Annotated in this window: 14 protein-coding genes; 6 read left to right on the top strand and 8 right to left on the bottom strand. The window is 67.8% G+C overall.

Annotation, left to right across the window (positions count from 1 at the left end; all coding sequences use genetic code 11):
* Positions 1 to 239 precede the first annotated feature (239 nt).
* Positions 240 to 1,706: a methyl-accepting chemotaxis protein gene (locus ACYQOP_RS08555; RefSeq protein ID WP_461222088.1), complete on the top strand. Its 1,467-nt coding sequence runs from the start codon at positions 240 to 242 to the stop codon at positions 1,704 to 1,706.
* A gap of 63 nt (positions 1,707 to 1,769) precedes the next feature.
* On the opposite strand, the gene ACYQOP_RS08550 is transcribed toward ACYQOP_RS08555, so the two are convergent.
* From ACYQOP_RS08550 to ACYQOP_RS08525, 6 genes are all read right to left on the bottom strand, one after another.
* Positions 1,770 to 3,314, bottom strand: coding sequence for a GGDEF domain-containing protein (locus ACYQOP_RS08550; RefSeq protein WP_461222087.1), 1,545 nt, complete (start codon positions 3,312 to 3,314; stop codon positions 1,770 to 1,772).
* 188 nt (positions 3,315 to 3,502) lie between these two features.
* The gene (gene lepA / locus ACYQOP_RS08545) at positions 3,503 to 5,308 is read right to left on the bottom strand and encodes a translation elongation factor 4 (RefSeq protein ID WP_056422367.1); all 1,806 of its coding nucleotides are present in this window, start codon (positions 5,306 to 5,308) and stop codon (positions 3,503 to 3,505) included.
* A 195-nt stretch (positions 5,309 to 5,503) separates the two neighbouring features.
* Entirely contained in the window at positions 5,504 to 5,764 is a 261-nt protein-coding gene (locus ACYQOP_RS08540) for a type II toxin-antitoxin system HicB family antitoxin (RefSeq protein WP_311275787.1), read from the bottom strand.
* Positions 5,761 to 6,132 carry a BrnA antitoxin family protein gene (locus ACYQOP_RS08535; RefSeq protein ID WP_461222086.1) on the bottom strand — a complete coding sequence of 124 codons (372 nt, stop codon included), beginning with the start codon at positions 6,130 to 6,132 and terminating at the stop codon, positions 5,761 to 5,763. The genes ACYQOP_RS08540 and ACYQOP_RS08535 overlap by 4 nt, the downstream gene beginning before the upstream one ends.
* Before the next feature lie 263 nt (positions 6,133 to 6,395).
* Positions 6,396 to 9,344, bottom strand: coding sequence for a response regulator (locus ACYQOP_RS08530; RefSeq protein WP_461222085.1), 2,949 nt, complete (start codon positions 9,342 to 9,344; stop codon positions 6,396 to 6,398).
* Between the two features lie 162 nt (positions 9,345 to 9,506).
* Entirely contained in the window at positions 9,507 to 10,343 is an 837-nt protein-coding gene (locus ACYQOP_RS08525; protein WP_461222084.1) for a HugZ family pyridoxamine 5'-phosphate oxidase, read from the bottom strand.
* A gap of 338 nt (positions 10,344 to 10,681) precedes the next feature.
* Between ACYQOP_RS08525 and ACYQOP_RS08520 the strand changes: the two genes are divergently transcribed.
* From ACYQOP_RS08520 to ACYQOP_RS08500, 5 genes are all read left to right on the top strand, one after another.
* On the top strand, positions 10,682 to 11,392 hold the full coding sequence (locus ACYQOP_RS08520; protein ID WP_018046124.1) for a response regulator transcription factor: 711 nt from the start codon (positions 10,682 to 10,684) through the stop codon (positions 11,390 to 11,392).
* A 168-nt stretch (positions 11,393 to 11,560) separates the two neighbouring features.
* The gene (locus ACYQOP_RS08515; RefSeq protein WP_405030638.1) at positions 11,561 to 13,318 is read left to right on the top strand and encodes a stimulus-sensing domain-containing protein; all 1,758 of its coding nucleotides are present in this window, start codon (positions 11,561 to 11,563) and stop codon (positions 13,316 to 13,318) included.
* A gap of 12 nt (positions 13,319 to 13,330) precedes the next feature.
* Positions 13,331 to 13,855 (top strand): HPr kinase/phosphorylase, encoded by a 525-nt coding sequence (locus ACYQOP_RS08510; protein ID WP_461222083.1) that lies wholly within the window; start codon positions 13,331 to 13,333, stop codon positions 13,853 to 13,855.
* Between the two features lie 123 nt (positions 13,856 to 13,978).
* Complete coding sequence (locus tag ACYQOP_RS08505; protein ID WP_026597351.1) at positions 13,979 to 14,380, top strand: PTS sugar transporter subunit IIA; 402 nt, start codon at positions 13,979 to 13,981, stop codon at positions 14,378 to 14,380.
* Between the two features lie 172 nt (positions 14,381 to 14,552).
* On the top strand, positions 14,553 to 14,876 hold the full coding sequence (locus ACYQOP_RS08500; protein WP_207412194.1) for an HPr family phosphocarrier protein: 324 nt from the start codon (positions 14,553 to 14,555) through the stop codon (positions 14,874 to 14,876).
* A gap of 96 nt (positions 14,877 to 14,972) precedes the next feature.
* Here ACYQOP_RS08500 and ACYQOP_RS08495 read toward each other — a convergent pair whose 3' ends face one another.
* A complete protein-coding gene (locus ACYQOP_RS08495) occupies positions 14,973 to 15,827 on the bottom strand; it encodes a GNAT family N-acetyltransferase (RefSeq protein WP_461222082.1) in 855 nt (284 codons plus the stop codon).
* A 138-nt stretch (positions 15,828 to 15,965) separates the two neighbouring features.
* Positions 15,966 to 17,084 (bottom strand): CobW family GTP-binding protein, encoded by a 1,119-nt coding sequence (locus ACYQOP_RS08490; RefSeq protein ID WP_461222081.1) that lies wholly within the window; start codon positions 17,082 to 17,084, stop codon positions 15,966 to 15,968.
* Positions 17,085 to 17,093 lie beyond the last annotated feature (9 nt).

The following is a 17,093-nucleotide window of genomic DNA, read 5'->3' as shown; positions in this document are numbered from 1 at the left end:
TACGTTTCGCATTCCGCCCGGACCGGAACCGCCATGAACTCCCGGCACCGTGGGCGGTCGCGCCTGATCTTTGATGAGAATTTGCGCAGGATTGATACCAAATTACCCAGTCGCGCGTGATGAACCGAAGGCTTGATCAAGGAAAGGGACGCTAAGTTCCGGCTGCAAAGAGGCTGCCGACCGGGCCCGGCTTCCGGTCGCCCGGACCGACAGGCTCGCAAGGCTCGCGTGAGGGTTTAATGGTCAGGTCGATCGTCGACGGATGGCTCGGCAGGACCGGTCGGCGACGGGAAGAGACCCCGCCTGCGGCCGGGATGCTGTCTCACGACCTCGGCGCAGTGCTCGCCTTCCTGAACGCGATTTCGCGCGCCTGCACCAACGCGCCGACGCCGGAAACCGCTATCGTCGATTGCCTCGCCATCGTCGGCCGCTTCACCGAATGGCCGATCGCCCATGCCTATCGACGCATGAATCAGGACGGCGTGGACGCCGGTGGAATGGGCGCCGCGGGCGGAATGGTCTCGATGAGGGCGTGGTACCTCGCCACGTCCGACGAGCCGGGGCCGGCGGACGCCTTCGTCGCAAGTTCGGAGCGGGCGGTCTTCGCCCCCGGCCAAGGGCTGGTGGGGCGCGTCTGCGCGGAGGGACGCGCGATCTCCTGCGAGGACGTGACGGTTGTGCCCGGCTTCGTCCGGGCGACGGCGGCGCGGGAAAACGGCGTACGCGGCTGCTTCATGTTCCCGGTCCGCATCGGTGACCGGGTCGAGATCGTGCTGGAATTCTTCTCCCGCGAGAAGGCGGAGTTGAGCGAAGCCCTGCTCGAACTGATGGCCTACGTGGCCGACCGCCTCGCCATCACGATCACCGACCATGCCCAGCGCGAGCGCGTCCGCTCGCTCATGGCGGCCCTCGACGGGATCGCCTCCGGGCTCGCGGACACGACGATGCAGGTGGAGGCGGGCGCCCGCACGGTCCTCGCCGTGGCCGAGACCGTGGACGAAAGCCGGGCCCAGGCGGACCGGGCGAACCTCGCCGCCTCCCGCGACATCGACGGCGTGTCGGATGCCGCTCAGGGCCTCGTCGCGCTCTCGCGCGAGGCGAGCGCCCATGCCGGGCAGGTCGAGATCATCGCCGACCGGACGGGCGGCATCTTGGATCAGGCGGTGGACGTCTTCTCCGAACTCCAGGAGCGGATCGCCGGCATCGGGCAGATCAGCGACCTCATCGGCACCATCGCTGCCCAGACCAACCTCCTGGCCCTCAACGCCACGATCGAGGCGGCCCGCGCGGGCAACGCCGGACGTGGCTTCTCGGTGGTGGCCGCGGAGGTGAAGGACCTCTCGAACCGGGTCGGCACCGCCACAGCCGAGATCTCGCAGCAGATCGGTCGCCTCAGGGAGGTCGCCGCCCAATCGACCGCCTCCCTCGCCTCGGTGCGGAACGAGGTGAAATCCGTCCGCGTCAGCGCTGCCGACATTTCCCGCGTCAGCGCCTCCCACCAAGAGGCTGCGGGCGGCATCGCCGAAGGCGTGTCGCGGGTGCGCGGCACGATCCTCGAAGCGACCCGCCACCTCGACGCCCTGCGCGCCACGACCGAGGAGGCGCTGGCCTCGTCACAGGCCCTCGGGGCGACCTCCGGCCACCTGCGCGACCAGGGTCGCGACCTCGGCGAAGCGACGCGGCAACTGGCCGTCTCGGCCCGTTGAAGGCCTGTGCCGGGATCGCGGTCCCAACCGCTCCGCATCGACCGGGGGTGGTGATGCGCTCTGTCAGGCGCCCGCCAGACGAAAGCTCGCCTGCCGCCGGTCCGCCTCCCCGCGACGGCGCTCGACGCAGCGGGTCTGATTGCGGCCGTTGGCCTTGGCCTCGTAGAGGGCCGCATCGGCGAGACTGTACAGGTCCGATGGTGCCAGGGGATCGGTCGCGGGCGCGCCCATGGTCGCGACGCCGATGCTCACGGTCACCGATCCGGCTTCGATCCCGGCCGCCTCCACCGACAGAAGCGCCACCCTGGCATGGACCCGTTCGGCGATGCGCAGGGCTTCGTCCTTGGCGCCGTCCTGCAGCAGGATCACGAATTCCTCGCCGCCCACCCGGCAGACGATGTCGGCGGGCCGGTGGATGCTCTCCAGCAGGCAGCGGGCGAGGCCGCGCAGCACATCGTCACCCACCGCATGCCCGTAGCGGTCGTTGAAACGCTTGAAGTGGTCGGCATCGATGGCCAGAAGCGCGAACGGACGGGTCGCGAGGGCGGCGTCGCTGCGCAGGGCGGCCAGGGCCTCCTCGAACCGGCGGCGATTGGGCAGGCCGGTCAACGCATCGGTGCGCGACTGGCGGGCGAGTTCGATCTGCATCGCGGTGCGCCGCTCCAACTCCCGGCCGAACAGGAGCGAGAGGCCGATGGTCAGGCCGCACAGCACCACCACGATGGCGCTGATGACGATCGCCTTCGCGCGCCATTCGGCCTCGATCTCGTTCACCGCCAGGGCGACGTTGAGGATCAGCGGCAAGGTCGCGACCTGCGTGAAGGCATAGTTCCGCTCGACCCCGTCGCGGGCGGATGGGGCGACGAAGCTGCCGCTGCCCTCCCGCACGAATCGTTGCAGATTGGACGAGCCGGCGATGCTCAGCCCGATGTGGGAATCGATATACGGGTAGCGCATGATGCGCGTGCCATCGCGCAGGTACAGGTTGATCGCGCCCTCGCTCCCGAGGCCGAGGCGATCGAACAGCCGCGTGAAATACGACAGCTTGAGCGTGCCCAGCACCACCCCGCCGAAGGACCCGTCCGGCTTGTCGACACGGCGGCTCAGCACCATCACACGAGCGCCGGTCAGGCGCGACAGCAGCGGCCGGCTGATGAGGAGGCCGAGGCCGGCCCGGGCTTTGTGGGCCTGGAAATAGTCGCGGTCGAAATTGTTGACGGGGCGCGCCGGGATGGCCTGGCCGTCGAGGATACTGTCGCCCTTCTCGTCGAGGACGAGGATCACGCCCATATCCTGCGCGGTGATGGCCCGGTCGAACAGGATCAGCTGGCGCAGGTCCGGCGAGAGATTGGCCAGAGCGGGCAGTTTCAGGTTCTCTATGACGCCCTGCAGCGAGAGATCGATGATCTCGATGTTGCGGGCGATGTCGCGTTCGATGACCTGCAGCAGGTTCTGGGAGGTCTGCTCGGCCTTCTCCCAGGCATCCTGCCGGAGGTCGAGCAACATGATGGCCGACACGACGAGCATGCCCACAGGCGCCAGGATTCCGAAGGCGATCCACGTATGCGCCGACTGGAACCTGCGAGCGAGTCGTCGCACCAGGATCATCTCACCCCCTCCCAAGCCCCCCTCGGGGTCTTGGTTCTGACAACGCCGCCCTCGCTCCCGCCAGGACGCCGTCCCTGTCACGATACCTAGGACGAGGCATCGTAAGCCGGATGTCTTAAGGCCGGGTTGCCGAACCCGGCAGAACTACCTGGGGTTGAAAATAGACGGTGCCCCGCCTCCGGCCTTCCTCAATCGTCCATCTTCAGCGCGGCGATGAACGCCTCCTGCGGGATCTCCACGCGGCCGAACTGGCGCATCTTCTTCTTGCCCTCCTTCTGCTTGTCGAGGAGCTTGCGCTTGCGCGAGATGTCGCCGCCGTAGCACTTGGCGGTCACGTCCTTGGAGAGGGCCTTGATGGTCTCGCGGGCGATGATCTTGCCGCCGAGCGCCGCCTGGACCGGGATCTGGAACAGGTGGCGGGGGATCAGGTCCTTCAGCTTCTCGCACATGGCCCGGCCGCGATGCTCGGCGCGGCTGCGGTGGACCAGCATCGAGAGGGCGTCCACCGGCTCGGCATTGACGAGGATCGACATCTTCACGAGGTCGCCCTCCCGGTAATCCGAGATGTGGTAGTCGAACGAGGCGTAGCCCTTCGAGATCGATTTCAGGCGGTCGTAGAAGTCGAACACCACCTCGTTCAAGGGCAGGTCGTACACCACCATGGCGCGCTTGCCGACGTAGTTGAGGTCGACCTGGGTGCCGCGCCGGTCCTGGCAGAGCTTGAGCACGCCCCCGAGATACTCGTCGGGCGTGAGGATGGTGGCGCGGATCCACGGCTCCTCGATGGCGGTGATTTTCATCACGTCCGGCATGTCGGCCGGGTTGTGCAGCTCCTTGATCGTCCCGTCGGTCATCTGCAGGCGATAGACCACGGAAGGGGCCGTGGAGATCAGGTCGAGGTTGAACTCGCGCTCCAGGCGCTCCTGGATGATCTCGAGATGCAGCAGCCCGAGGAAGCCGCAGCGGAAGCCGAAGCCGAGCGCCGCCGAGGTCTCCATCTCGTAGGAGAAGCTCGCATCGTTGAGGCGCAGCTTGCTCATGGCGCTGCGCAGGGTCTCGAACTCGGCGGCATCCACCGGGAAGAGCCCGCAGAACACCACGGACTGCACGTCCTTGAAGCCCGGCAGCATCTCCTTGCAGGGGCGCTTGTCTTCCGTGAGCGTGTCGCCCACGCGGGTATCGGCGACCTCCTTGATCGAGCCGGTGAAGAATCCGACCTCGCCGGGGCCGAGCTCGCCGATATCGGCCATCTTCGGGCGGAACACGCCGATCTTGTCGACGCCGTGCACGGCGTCGGCCCGCATCATGCGGATGTTCATGCCCTTCTTGAGCACGCCGTCGACGATGCGCACCAGCACGACGACGCCGAGATAGACGTCGTACCAGCTGTCCACCAGCAGGGCCTTGAGGGGCGCGTCGCGGTCGCCCTTGGGCGGCGGCAGGCGCTTGACGATGGCCTCCAGCACCGCCTCGATGTTGAGGCCGCTCTTCGCCGAGATCGCCACCGCCTCGGAGGCGTCGATGCCGATCACTTCCTCGATCTGGGCACGGATGCGCTCGGGCTCGGCGGCCGGCAGGTCGATCTTGTTGAGGACGGGCACGATCTCGTGGTTGGCGTCGAGCGCCTGGTAGACGTTGGCCAGCGTCTGCGCCTCGACGCCCTGGGACGCGTCCACCACCAGCAGCGAGCCCTCGCAGGCCGCGAGCGAGCGCGAGACCTCGTAGGCAAAGTCGACGTGGCCGGGGGTGTCCATCAGGTTGAGGACGTAGTTCTTGCCGTCCTCCGCCTTGTATTCGAGGCGCACGGTCTGCGCCTTGATGGTGATGCCGCGCTCCTTCTCGATGTCCATGGAGTCGAGCATCTGCTCGCTCATGTCACGGAGCGCCACCGTGCCGGTGGTCTGAATCAACCGATCCGCCAGCGTCGACTTGCCGTGGTCGATATGCGCGACGATGGAAAAATTACGGATGTTGTCGATGGGGACGGTGGTCATCGAGGGGTCTGTCTCCGGCGCGGTCGCGGTCCGTCGGCGTAAGGACGGGCCCGGCGCACGGCTTTTCGGTGTGTGGACGCGTGTCGGGAGATAGCAGTGTGGCCCCGGCACGCCAAGCGGAGCCGCGTCAGCACGTGGTCGCGCCCCTCGGTTCCGGGTGCGACGGGTCTCATAACAGCCGACGGTGAGTCGGTGTCATCGTCGTCTGGTAGAGACGACGTCCCGTAAGGCGACACGCTCGGTCTCCTCCGGAGTCCCCTCGTTTGGCGGCGGCATAGGAAGGCCCCAGCGCTCATGCCCCCGCCGGACGGCCAACAGGGCCTCGCCCATTTCATGCAATGCCTCCTCGCGGGTCGCTCCCCAGGCGATCGCTTCCGGCACGGCAGAGCAATAGGCGTGGAGCGCGCCATCCTCCTCTCGGCGAAGCTCCACCGAATAGATCCGTTCGCCCGTCATCGCGCCAAGTCTCCTGTACCCCTCGCCGAGTCTCCCGCGCGCCTCGCCAAGTCTCCCGCGCGCCTCGCCAAGTCTCCCGCGCCCCTCGCAAGGGCCTCGTGCATCCGCGTCTGCCAGCCCGCGCCGGTCGCCTTGTAGGCGTCCAGCACGGCGGGATCGACCCGGAGCGTCAGGTTCACCTTGGGGGACTCAACGGGCGGCCGGCCGCGCCCGCGCTTCGTCATGAGTTTGTAGATCTCCGGCGCCCCTTCCTTGAGGGGCTTGAGTTCGGCGAGTTCGGCCTCGGTCATCGGGGGCGAGGCGGCCACCTCGTCCCAGTCGTCCTGGGAGAAGCTGACGCCCTCAGGCTTGGGATTGGTGGTCGTCATAGGTCGTCCCCTCCGTCGTATCCGACTGAATTCACCCACCTGCTCGACGGCTGTTCTTCCATCCAAGAGAGGGGACCCGCGCATACCGCAAAATGTGTGAATATCGTCGCCTTCGTATCTGCGGGGCGAATGCTGACGATATCGAACGCCTCCCTTGAGGGGCAATACGATGACAACGACGAGAGTGTCGTTCCACTCGCCGATCAACAGGTAGCGGAAGCGACCGGTAAAGCACGACGGCGCAGCGGAGGGCGTGACGGCTCTCAGAGCAGGGCCACCGTTTGGCGGATCTCGGGCATGGTCGGCCCCGTGATCTCGTGGACCATGCGGTTCATCAGGTCGCGGGCGACGCGGCATCGCCCCTCGGCCTCGTCGCGCGCGGCACCGGGGGAAAGCGCGGCGAGGGTCCGGTAGGCCTTGGCGAGGTCGCGGAATCCGGTCCTGTCGGCCTCGGCGGCGAGTGATTCCGCATTGGCCGCGCCCGGGTCCACCGCGGAATGGTCGAGGCGCCGGACGAAGGCGCGCACCGCCTCGCGGGCCGCCTCCGCGCCGATCTCGGCGATCAGGGCGTCGAAGGCCGCCCGGTCGAAGATCGGCGGCCGTTCCGGCATCGGCATACTCTCGTCCCGCTCCCGCAGCACGATGGAAGAGATCTGCTCGGCCACCGCCCGCGACAGGGTCGGGAGATCGAACGGCTTGCCGAGATAGCCGTTGGCGCCGGCTCCCGTGAGGTCGCGGACCCGGTCCGGCATCAGATTGGCGCTCATGGCCACGATCGGCACCCGACGCGCCGGGTGCTGCAGGGAGCGGATGCGCCGGATGGCCGTGGTCCCGTCCATTCCGGGCAGCGACACATCCATGAGGACGAGGTCGTAGGCGCTGGCCTGGACTGCGCGGATGCCCGCCTCTCCGTCGGCGACCATGTCGACGCCGTAGCCCAGACGATGCAGCATCGCCTGGACGACCTCCCGGTTGATCGGGTTGTCCTCCACCACGAGGATGCGGCCCGCCCCGGTCGCGGCCGGGCTGGGGACCGGGGCGGCGTCTGTCAGGACGGGCGCCGGCGCCAGGGAGAGGGAGAATCGATAAGCCGCCGCCTCGCCCAGCGGTGTGCTCCGGTCGATGCGCCCGCCCCCCATCAGGCCGACGAGGCGCTGGGCGATGATGAAACCGAGGCCGCTGCCATCGAGAGCCACGGTGCGGGACGCGGCCTGTTCCGGGTCTTCGTCGGCCTGCGCGGTGACGGAGACGCGCCAGCGCTCGACGGGCTCGCCGCCGCGCGGACCCTGCAGCGCGAGGGCGACGTTGCCCCGGCGCAGCGTGCCGATGGCGTCCTGGAGCAGGTTGAGGAGGATCTGCCTCAGGCGGCGCTCGTCGCCGAGGACGTGGCGGGAGCCTTCGCAGGTGACGGTCACGTCGATCGCGACACCCCTCGCCTCGGCCATGGGCCGCACCAGATCGGCCGCCCCCCTCACCAGGGCGGAAAAGTCGAGGGGGACACGGTCGAGGCGCAGGTCGCCCTGCCCGGCCCGGGCATAGTCGAGAACATCGTCCACCGTGCCGATGAGCGAATCGGTGGCCGCCCCGACGAGGGCGAGATAGCGGACCTGATCGGTCGAGAGCCCGGTCGTGTGCGCGAGGAGGTCGGTGAAGCCCTTGATCGTCGTCAGGGGGGTCCGGATCTCGTGGCTCACGAGGCCCATGAACTCGGATTTCGCCCGGCTCGCATTCTCGGCCTTGGCCTGGGCCAGTTCGGCGGCGTCGCGGGCCATGCGCAGCTCGTCGGCCTGATCCTGCCGCTTCGTCACGTCCCGCAGGGTGGAGATCACGTTGGGGTCCCCCGGCTCCGCCGAGGTGAGAAGGTCGTTGACCGCCTCGATCCAGATGCAGCGGCCATCCGCATGGCGCATCCGGAACAGGGAGACGATGCTCGGCCGTTCGGGGCCGAGGCGGGCATCCGCGGCCGAGAAGGCGGCCAGGTCGTCGGGGTGGATCCGCGCGCGCGGATCGAAATCCGGCCCTTCCGTACCGAACAGCGCCGCGCCGGAGGGCGACACATAGGCGATGCGCCAATCGGCATGGCGCAGGATGACGACGTCGGTCATGGTCTCGGCGAGGAGCTGGTAATGCGCCTGGCTCGCCGCGAGCTCACGACCGCGCTCGGCCACCCGGACCTCCAGGAGGGCATTGGCCTCCGCGATGGTGGCGCGCTGCTCGGCCGAGACGCGGGCTGCCGTCACGAGGGCCAGGCCGATCTGGTTCACCTCGCGGATCTGGCTGGAGGGCGGCTCGACGGTCTCGCCCCGCCCGATCGCCTTGACGGCCCGCCGCAGCGCTCGCACCGCCTTCGCCACCTGACGGGCATAAAGCCAGGCGACGATCCCGCCGCTGCCCAGCAGCGCGAAGGCGAGGAGGGACAGGATCACGAGGGACCGCCGCAGGGGAACCTCGAACGCGTCCCGGTCCAGCCCGGTCACCACCGTCCAGTCGGAGACGCCGGAGCGATGGCGGAACTCCATGACGCTCGCTTCCGCCTTCTCCCAATCCTCCAGCAGCTGGAGCTTCGACATGGGTGGAAACGGGCTGCCGGCCGGCGATGCGGACGGTTTCGGCACATCGCTCGTTCGCGCGATCACGTGTTGCGCGCCATCGACGAAGACGGCGGCGAACGAATCGTCGATCGCCGCCTGGGCGATCAGCGGGGCGAAGTGATCCACCCGCACGGCGACGGAGACGTACATGTCCGGTGGGCCGCCGCGCAGGACCGGGGCGCAGATCAGGATGATGTCGGCCCCGGTCACCGCGCTCTTGACGGCCGACGAGATGACCGGAAGCCGGGTGGCGAGCAGCTCCGCGACGATGTCGGGCCGGGGAGAGGTCGGCATGGGCTGACCGGCGGGCACACGCGTATTCACGATGTGGCGGCCGTCGAAGCGGGTGAGGGACACGGTGAACTCGGTGGTGTCCACCAGCGCCCGGCCCTGGGCGTCGAACCGCGCCCAATCCTGGGCGTCGATGGAGGGCGAGGTCGCCAGGGTCCTGGCCATCGCGCTCATCTCGGAGAGATCGCGGTCGAGGCGCTCGCGGAGGTGGTCTCCGGTGAGCTGCCCCATCGTCTGCAGGCGAGCGCGTTCCGCCGCGACATACCAATCCGTGGTGATGACGGTGAGCACCATGAGAGGAAGCGCGATGGCCAGGGCAAAGACCATCATGGTCGCCACGGCCGAGTGTTGCCTCCGCTCTCTGCCTCCGATCACCGCTCGCCACCCTGCCGATGGGCGCCCCGACGGGAGGCCTGCCTCGCCTCACCTAAACGCGGAGTCGTTTCGATTGCGTAGCGGAAGGCCCGTCGATTGCGTGGCGGAAGGCCCGGTTCAACCGCCGGTCGGAACCGGGCCGCGATCCTCCTCCGCGCCGCGGGCCTTCGCGGCCATCTCCACCAGGACCTTGCGCAGGCTGCCCATGTCGGTGACCGGCGCGGGGTAGCGGATGCGCGCGGTCCGGTCGCCGGCCAGGAGGTCCATCCCCTCGGGATCGAGGCCGGTCAGGCGCCAGGGTCCGTCGCCGCCGCCCTCGCCCTTCGCGTAGAGGGCGAGGGCGTCGGCATGGTCGGCATTCATGTGCTCCACCGCCCCGCGCTCGCCGGCGATCAGGGCCTCGGCTCCCGACAGGTCGAGGCGGAGTTCGGCGGGCGTCAGCGTGGCCGCCTTGGCAAAGCCCCCGTTGAGATGCCCGGCGCTGGGTTCGAGGGCGAAGAAGCCGAAATCGGGGAAGTCCGCATAGAGCTTCGCCTTCGGGTGGCGGGCGACGAAGCGCTCGCGGATGCGCGGCTCCGTGGTCTGGCTGACGCGGCCGGTGACGGTGAGCCGGGGATGGGCCAGGGGATCGCCCTTGCCGCCGGCGCTGAACAGCAGCGACGCGCGGGGATCGGCCAGGAGGTTGCGCGTATGGGCCGAGAGGCGCGAGAGCAGCATCAGGGGCGTGCCGTCCACATCCGTGGCGATCGTCACCAGCGAGGCGAAGGGCGTCCCGTCCTGGGCGTCGAGGCTCGCCAGCGCCCCGGAGCGGATGCTGCGCAGGAGATGCCGGGCGAGGCCGATCGCATCGAACGGGGCCTCGGAGGCCGTGAGCGGTGCGGCGGGCCCCCGCCGCTGCGGCAGTGCCCCTCCCGCCTCGCCCCGACCCTCTTCGATCCGGTTTCCGTCAGCCATGGTGCACCCTGCCCTCCAGAGGTCTCGGACCGGACTTTTCGACCGCCGGCCTTCATTCAGAATCGCGATGATAGGGGTACTGGGACCGCTTACGCGAGGCCGCCGGACTGCGGCACGACGGCCTCAGTCAAGCGTCAAACCGATCTATCCACCGAGCAAGCTCGCTTTTTTCAACCGAAGTCTTTACACAGCCTGACTCTCCGCGCGAATGCGACCCTGCTTCTCGAATGGTTCGCCAGCGCGTCTTGCCGGCCCTCGTCTTCGGAGGGCGGGATGCGGAGACGACATGAGCGAACTGACGTCCGCGAAGGCCGCATCCGAGCAACAGGGAACGCGAAATGCCCACCATCGCCCTCGTGGACGACGATAGAAACATCCTCACCTCCGTCTCGATCGCCCTCGAGACCGAAGGCTACCGGATCCAGACCTACACCGACGGCGCCTCGGCCCTCGACGGGCTGAAACACTCCCCGCCCGACCTCGCGATCTTCGACATCAAGATGCCGCGCATGGACGGGATGGAGCTGCTGCGCCGCCTGCGCCAGAAATCCGACCTGCCGGTGATCTTCCTCACCTCGAAGGACGAGGAGATCGACGAATTGTTCGGCCTCAAGATGGGCGCCGACGACTTCATCCATAAGCCGTTCTCGCAGCGCCTCCTGGTGGAGCGGGTGAAGGCCGTGCTGCGCCGCTTCGCCCCCAAGGACGGGCCGGGCGCCGCCGCGCGCGAGGCCGATGCCGCTGCCCGCTCCCTGGAGCGCGGCCTGCTGATGATGGACCCGGAGCGGCACACCTGCACCTGGAAGGGTGAGGCCGTCACCCTCACGGTGACCGAGTTCCTCATCCTGCAGGCCCTGGCTCACCGGCCCGGCGTCGTGAAGAGCCGCAACGCCCTGATGGATGCGGCCTATGACGACCAGGTCTACGTCGACGACCGCACCATCGACAGCCACATCAAGCGCCTGCGCAAGAAGTTCAAAGTGGTCGACACCAATTTCGACATGATCGAAACCCTGTACGGGGTCGGCTACCGCTTCAAGGAAGGCTGAGCGCGGCGCACGGACGCCGAACTCCCGCCCGCCCGGCACCGCCACGCGCCGCCCGCTCGAACGGAAGAGTTTCGCCGTCGCGTGGCGGTGGTTTCGGGCGTTCCGTGGCGGTGCTTTTGCTGCAACGATGGCGCCCATTCCGGGCCGACTCTCCAACCTCGGACGATCGTGGATTCCCAAGACCAAGCCGACGCCCCGCAACGCGGCCTCCTGGCCCTGCCGCGCACGATCTGGCGCGGCATCGGCCAGCGCGCCTCGTCGAGCCTGACCCGCCGGATCGTCGTTCTCAACCTCGTCGGGCTGATCGCCCTGCTGTTCGGCTTCCTCTACCTGAACCAGTTCCGGCAGGGGCTGATCCAGGCGCGGGTGCAGAGCCTGTTGATCCAGGGCGAGATCATCGCCGGTGCGATCTCCTCCTCGGCCTCGGTGGATACCGACGCGATCCGCATCGACCCCGACAAGCTGCTCCAATTGCAGGCCGGGGAAGGCGGTGCGGGCGACGACAACCCCTCCCCGCTCACCTTCTCCCTCAACCCCGAGCGGGTGGCGCCGCTCCTGCGCCGCCTCATCACACCGACGGGCAACCGGGCGCGGGTCTACGACCAGGATGGCGGCCTGCTGTTCGACACCCGCACGCTCTCGGCCCGCGGCGAGATGGGCCGCAGCGACGGCATCGTCGTCAGGAGCAAGCGCAACCTGCTGGAACAGGCCTGGGAATTCATCCAGGCGAAGCTGTTCGGCACCGCTCGGACGCCGGTTCTGGAGGATGTCGGACCGGCGAGCGGCCACAGCCTGAAGGAAGTCCAGGTCGCCCTCGGCGGCGCCCGCGGCACCCTCGTCCGCCGCAACGAAGCCGGCGAGACGAACGTCTCCGTAGCGGTTCCGATCCTGCGGTCAGGCACGGTCCGGGGCGCCTTGATGCTCTCGACGCAAGGCGGCGACATCGATCGGGTCATCGCCTCGGAGCGGTTCGGCCTGCTCCAGGTCTTCCTCATCGCCGCCTCCGTCATGCTGGTCCTGTCGATCCTGCTGGCCGGAGCCATCGCCGGGCCGGTCCGCCGCCTCGCGGATGCCGCCGAGAAGGTCCGCCTCGGCATCAAGTCGCGGGAAGAAATCCCCGATTTTACCGGCAGGACCGACGAGATCGGCCACCTGTCAGGCGCCCTGCGGGACATGACCCAGGCCCTCTATCGGCGCATCGACGCCATCGAGAGCTTCGCCGCCGATGTCAGTCACGAACTGAAGAACCCCCTCACCTCCCTGCGCAGTGCTGTCGAGACGCTGCCCCTCGCCAAGACCGACGATTCCCGCTCGCGCCTGCTCGCCATCATCCAGCACGACGTGAAGCGCCTCGACCGCCTCATCAGCGACATCTCGGACGCCTCGCGTCTAGACGCGGAACTCGCCCGCGCCGAAGCGCGCAAGGTGGATCTGCACAAGCTGATGACCACGGTGGTCTCCGTCGCCAATGAGCGGCGACGCCCGAAGGACGCCCTCATCCAGTTCGACGTGGACACGCCCCCCGGCGATGTGGAGGCGCCCTTCATGATCTTCGGGCATGACAGCCGGCTCGGTCAGGTCGTCAACAACCTCCTGGATAACGCCCGCTCGTTCTCGCCCCCGGACGCCAAGGTGCGGGTGGCCCTGCGCCGGGTCCGCGGCGATGTGGAACTGATCGTCGAGGACGAGGGGCCCGGCATCCCCGAACATGCCCTGGAGCGGATCTTCGAGCGCTTCTACACCGACCGGCCGGAGCAGGGGTTCGGCCAGAATTCCGGTCTCGGCCTGTCGATCTCGCGCCAGATCGTCCAGGCCCATCGGGGCACCATCAGAGCGGAAAACCGCCCCGGCCCGGCTGACGAGGAAGGCGAGGCAACGGTGCGCGGCGCGCGGTTCGTCGTGCGCCTCCCCGCCGCTTCCCGCTAGACGAGCCCGCCCGTGGAACGGCCAACTTCCTCGCGGGCTGTCACGATCCACGCCACCTGCCTCGTCATGGGAGAGGCGGGGCTTCTGATCAGGGGCGAATCGGGGGCCGGTAAATCGAGCTTGGCCCTCGCCCTTCTCGACCGGGCTATTCAGAACGGCTCCTATGCCGCGCTGGTAGGCGACGACCGTATCGGGCTCGATCGGCATCACGACCGCATCGTCGCGCACGGTCATCCGGCCCTGCATGGCCTCATCGAAGTCCGGGGCCTGGGCCTCGCACGCGCACTCCCTCTGGCGGATGCGGCGGTGATCCGGCTCGTCGTCGATCTCGTCGAGACGCTGCCTCGGTTGCCCGAAGCGCCCGTCAATTCCGTCGATCTCATCGGCGTGGCGATTCGCCGAATCATGCTGGACCGCAGCATTCGCGACCGGGGGCTGGCGCCGGGAATCGTCATCGATACCCTATTCGAGCAGGCGAGCGTTGCCCCATGGACGCACCTCAGCACCGTCTCATGCGAATTCGGCTCTCCCATGTAGCGTGGCGACGACCCACATGACATGATCAGGGGGCTAGGAGGCGTGAGAACGCAACTCTCGTCTTGCGCCCGACCTTGCGCTGCACAAAATGGCGGCTCCCACTGGGTGTCGGAACACGTAACTATGATTGGAATGGTGCTCGTCACCCACGGGCTGCTCGCCACGGAGTTCAAGGCTGCCCTTGAACATGTGGTCGGTCCGCAAAAGCAGATCGAGACGATCACGATCGGTCCCGAGGACGATATGGAGCTGCGCAGGCTCGACATCGTCTCCGCCGTGGATCGCGTCGATTCCGGCAAAGGCGTCGTCGTGCTCACCGACATGTTCGGCGGGACGCCGTCGAATCTGGCCCTTTCCTGCATGAATGGCGGGACTGTCGAGGTCGTGGCCGGTATCAACCTCCCGATGCTGATCAAGCTTGCCAGCGTGCGCGACGCAGAGCCCCTGGGCGATGCGGTGCTTCATGCCCAGGAAGCGGGTCGTAAGTACATCAACGTCGCGTCTCGCGTCCTCGCCGGCAAATAACACTTCCGCGAGACGATCGGACTTTCCCAAACATCCCTTGTCGGCCTATCAGGCAAGCGTGGCGATTTCGCGCGGCCTTTCCTCGGCGCGGCCGTGCCATCACTGAACGAGGATCGGACCGGTCGCCTCGGGCTTACCGTTGGCGCACCGGCGACAGGGACGGCACAGGCCCATGAGCGACGCTTACGACGATGATGCCGAGGCCGAAGTCCCGGTTCCCGATGGCGGCCACCTGAAGGTTCTCCCGGTCATCAACCGGCGAGGCCTGCATGCGCGGGCCTCGGCCAAGTTCGTGCAGACCGTGGAGAAGTTCGAGGCCGCAGTGACGGTGACGCGCTCCGGCGAAACCGTCGGCGGGCGCTCGATCATGGGGCTGCTCACCCTCGGCGCGGCACAGGGTACCTCGATTACCGTGGTGGCATCGGGCAGCGATGCCGAGGCGTGCCTGGCGGCCATCACAGACCTCCTCGCCAACAAGTTCGGCGAGGACGAATAGGGCCCGTTCCAAGAGACGAACGTCGATTCTCGAGACGATCGACGTCGCGGGTCTCGCCCTCGGCATCAACTGGGCCGGACGATCCGGCGGATCGCGTCAGGCCGCTCGCGCTTCGGCCTGGCGCCACACGATCGAGCCCGGACCGGCGCCGAGGCGCAGGGCTGCCGCGACGATGACGCCGTCCTTGCGCGCGAAATCGACGCTGGTCTGGCGACGCTGGGCGAAGCGCCGCGTGACCACCCTGACCATGGACGAGGCGGACGGATCCGCGACGATGGGGTTTCCAGACACCTGCGCATCGAAAGAGAGATAGGCTTCGACGGCATCGCGAATGCTGCGGGGTTCGGTGATGCGCTCGATCTCAACGCCATCACGGGCCCAAGGTCCGACAAGGCGGATGCTGACTCGATCCCTAGCTGGAACGACCTCCGCAGGCACCGGCTGTGCGAGAAGGGCCGCCTGTCTCGGTGCGGGCGCGGCCGGAGACGGTACCATGATCAGGGTCGAGCGGGGATGGACCGCTTTGATCGCGGCCCGCAACGCGGCTTCGACCTCATTGAGGAAGCCGGGTTCGATGGTGGGCGCGAGAACCGGACCGGGCGGATACCAGGCCTGTACCCGACCATTGCCCCACAGGCCGTGCGGCATGGCGAGTGGAATGACGCCGCGTAGGCGAGCGCGCTCGCCCGACCCGCTCCAGGCAAAGGCAAAGACCAAGTCACGGCCGCCGGACTGGTGCACGGCAGCCGTAAGCAGGTAGTCGGGATCCGCGTAGATCGGTTCCGGCCAGCGGATGCGAGTGAGCAATGCACGCCACGCCTCGGCTTCGATCGGCTCCACCAGGTTGGGCCGCCGCAGGTCGATGTGCCACTCCGCCGGTTCCTGATCCGCCCCGATGCTACCCGCCTCTATGAGCAGCCCGCCCTCAATGATGCTCAGCCCCTGTTTCATTCGGCGATCCCGCTACCGATCCGTCCCGAAACGGGACAGAATTCTTCGCCTCGCGGCGAAGCATGGTATATAGAATCAAATCGAATGCCGCCCGATTATTCCTGAAACGGGACGGTCTTGGCGGAGATTTCTGATGGATCAGGCCCCTGGGATCGCCAAGGGGTTGGCGGTCAGGGCTGCGGCATCGGGCGCATCAATTCTCGGCCGTCCGAGGAAGGCATCCCATAAGCCGGTGACGAAGGCGGGCTCCAGATCGCGCACGATCAGGACGAGACGCGAGCGATGGTCGTCGTCGGGCCAAGCGGCGAGTTGGACCGGCATGTGGATCACGTGCTGGACACCGTGAACCACCACGGGACGATCCGGCTCGTCGGCAAGCGCGACGAGCCCCTTCAAGCGCAGGAGCTTGGGGCCATGTCCGGACCGCAGCAGGTCGAGGAACATCTCGAAAGCCGCCCGCTTTACCGGCACGTCGCTGGTGAGTGTGAAAGCGCGGATCGCGGCATCGTGCCGGTTCACGTCGTGATGGTGGTGGCTATGATGGGAATCGTGATCCAGGAAGGCTTCAGCGCCGAGCCAGGCCCGGACCCCCTCGCTCTTGCCATCGAGGCCGAAGAACCCGCCAAGCAGATCGGTCGGAGCGATGTCGGAGCCGTGGATCGGCGCCATCGGGTTCACGGCATGAAGCCGGGCGCGTAAGGCTTCGCTGCCACCCGAGAGGAGATCCTCCTTCGCGAGAATGAACTGGTCGGCTACGGCGACCTGGCGCAGGGCTTCGGGATGAACGTCGAGTGTGGCTGCGCCGTTGATCGCGTCCACAACCGTGACGACCGCCTGCAGCCTGTACCGCATGGCGAGATAGGGGTGATAGATCAGGGCATGGAGGATCGGAGCCGGGTCGGCGAGGCCCGTCGTCTCGATGACGACCCGGCGGAACGGCGCAATCCGTCCGTTGTCGCGTTTGCGCAGCAGATCCTCAAGGGTAGCGATGAGGTCGCCGCGCACGGTGCAGCACAAGCACCCGGCGCTGAGTAGGATCATGTCCTCGTCCACCGTCTCGATCAGCAGGTGATCGAGACCGATCTCGCCGAACTCATTGACGATGACCACGGTGTCCGACAGGGCCGGATCGCGCAGCATGCGATTGAGGAGCGTGGTCTTCCCGGCCCCGAGGAAGCCGGTGAGGACCGTGAGTGGGATCGGCTCGGGACGACGGGAAGCGGTGTCTACCGGAGCGGTCGAGGAAGGATTCGGCATGAACCCGCC

The organism is Methylobacterium sp. CM6247, assembly GCF_054817925.1.
Note: the sequence above shows the minus strand (reverse complement) of the source record. Positions and strands in the feature narration are given on the sequence as shown.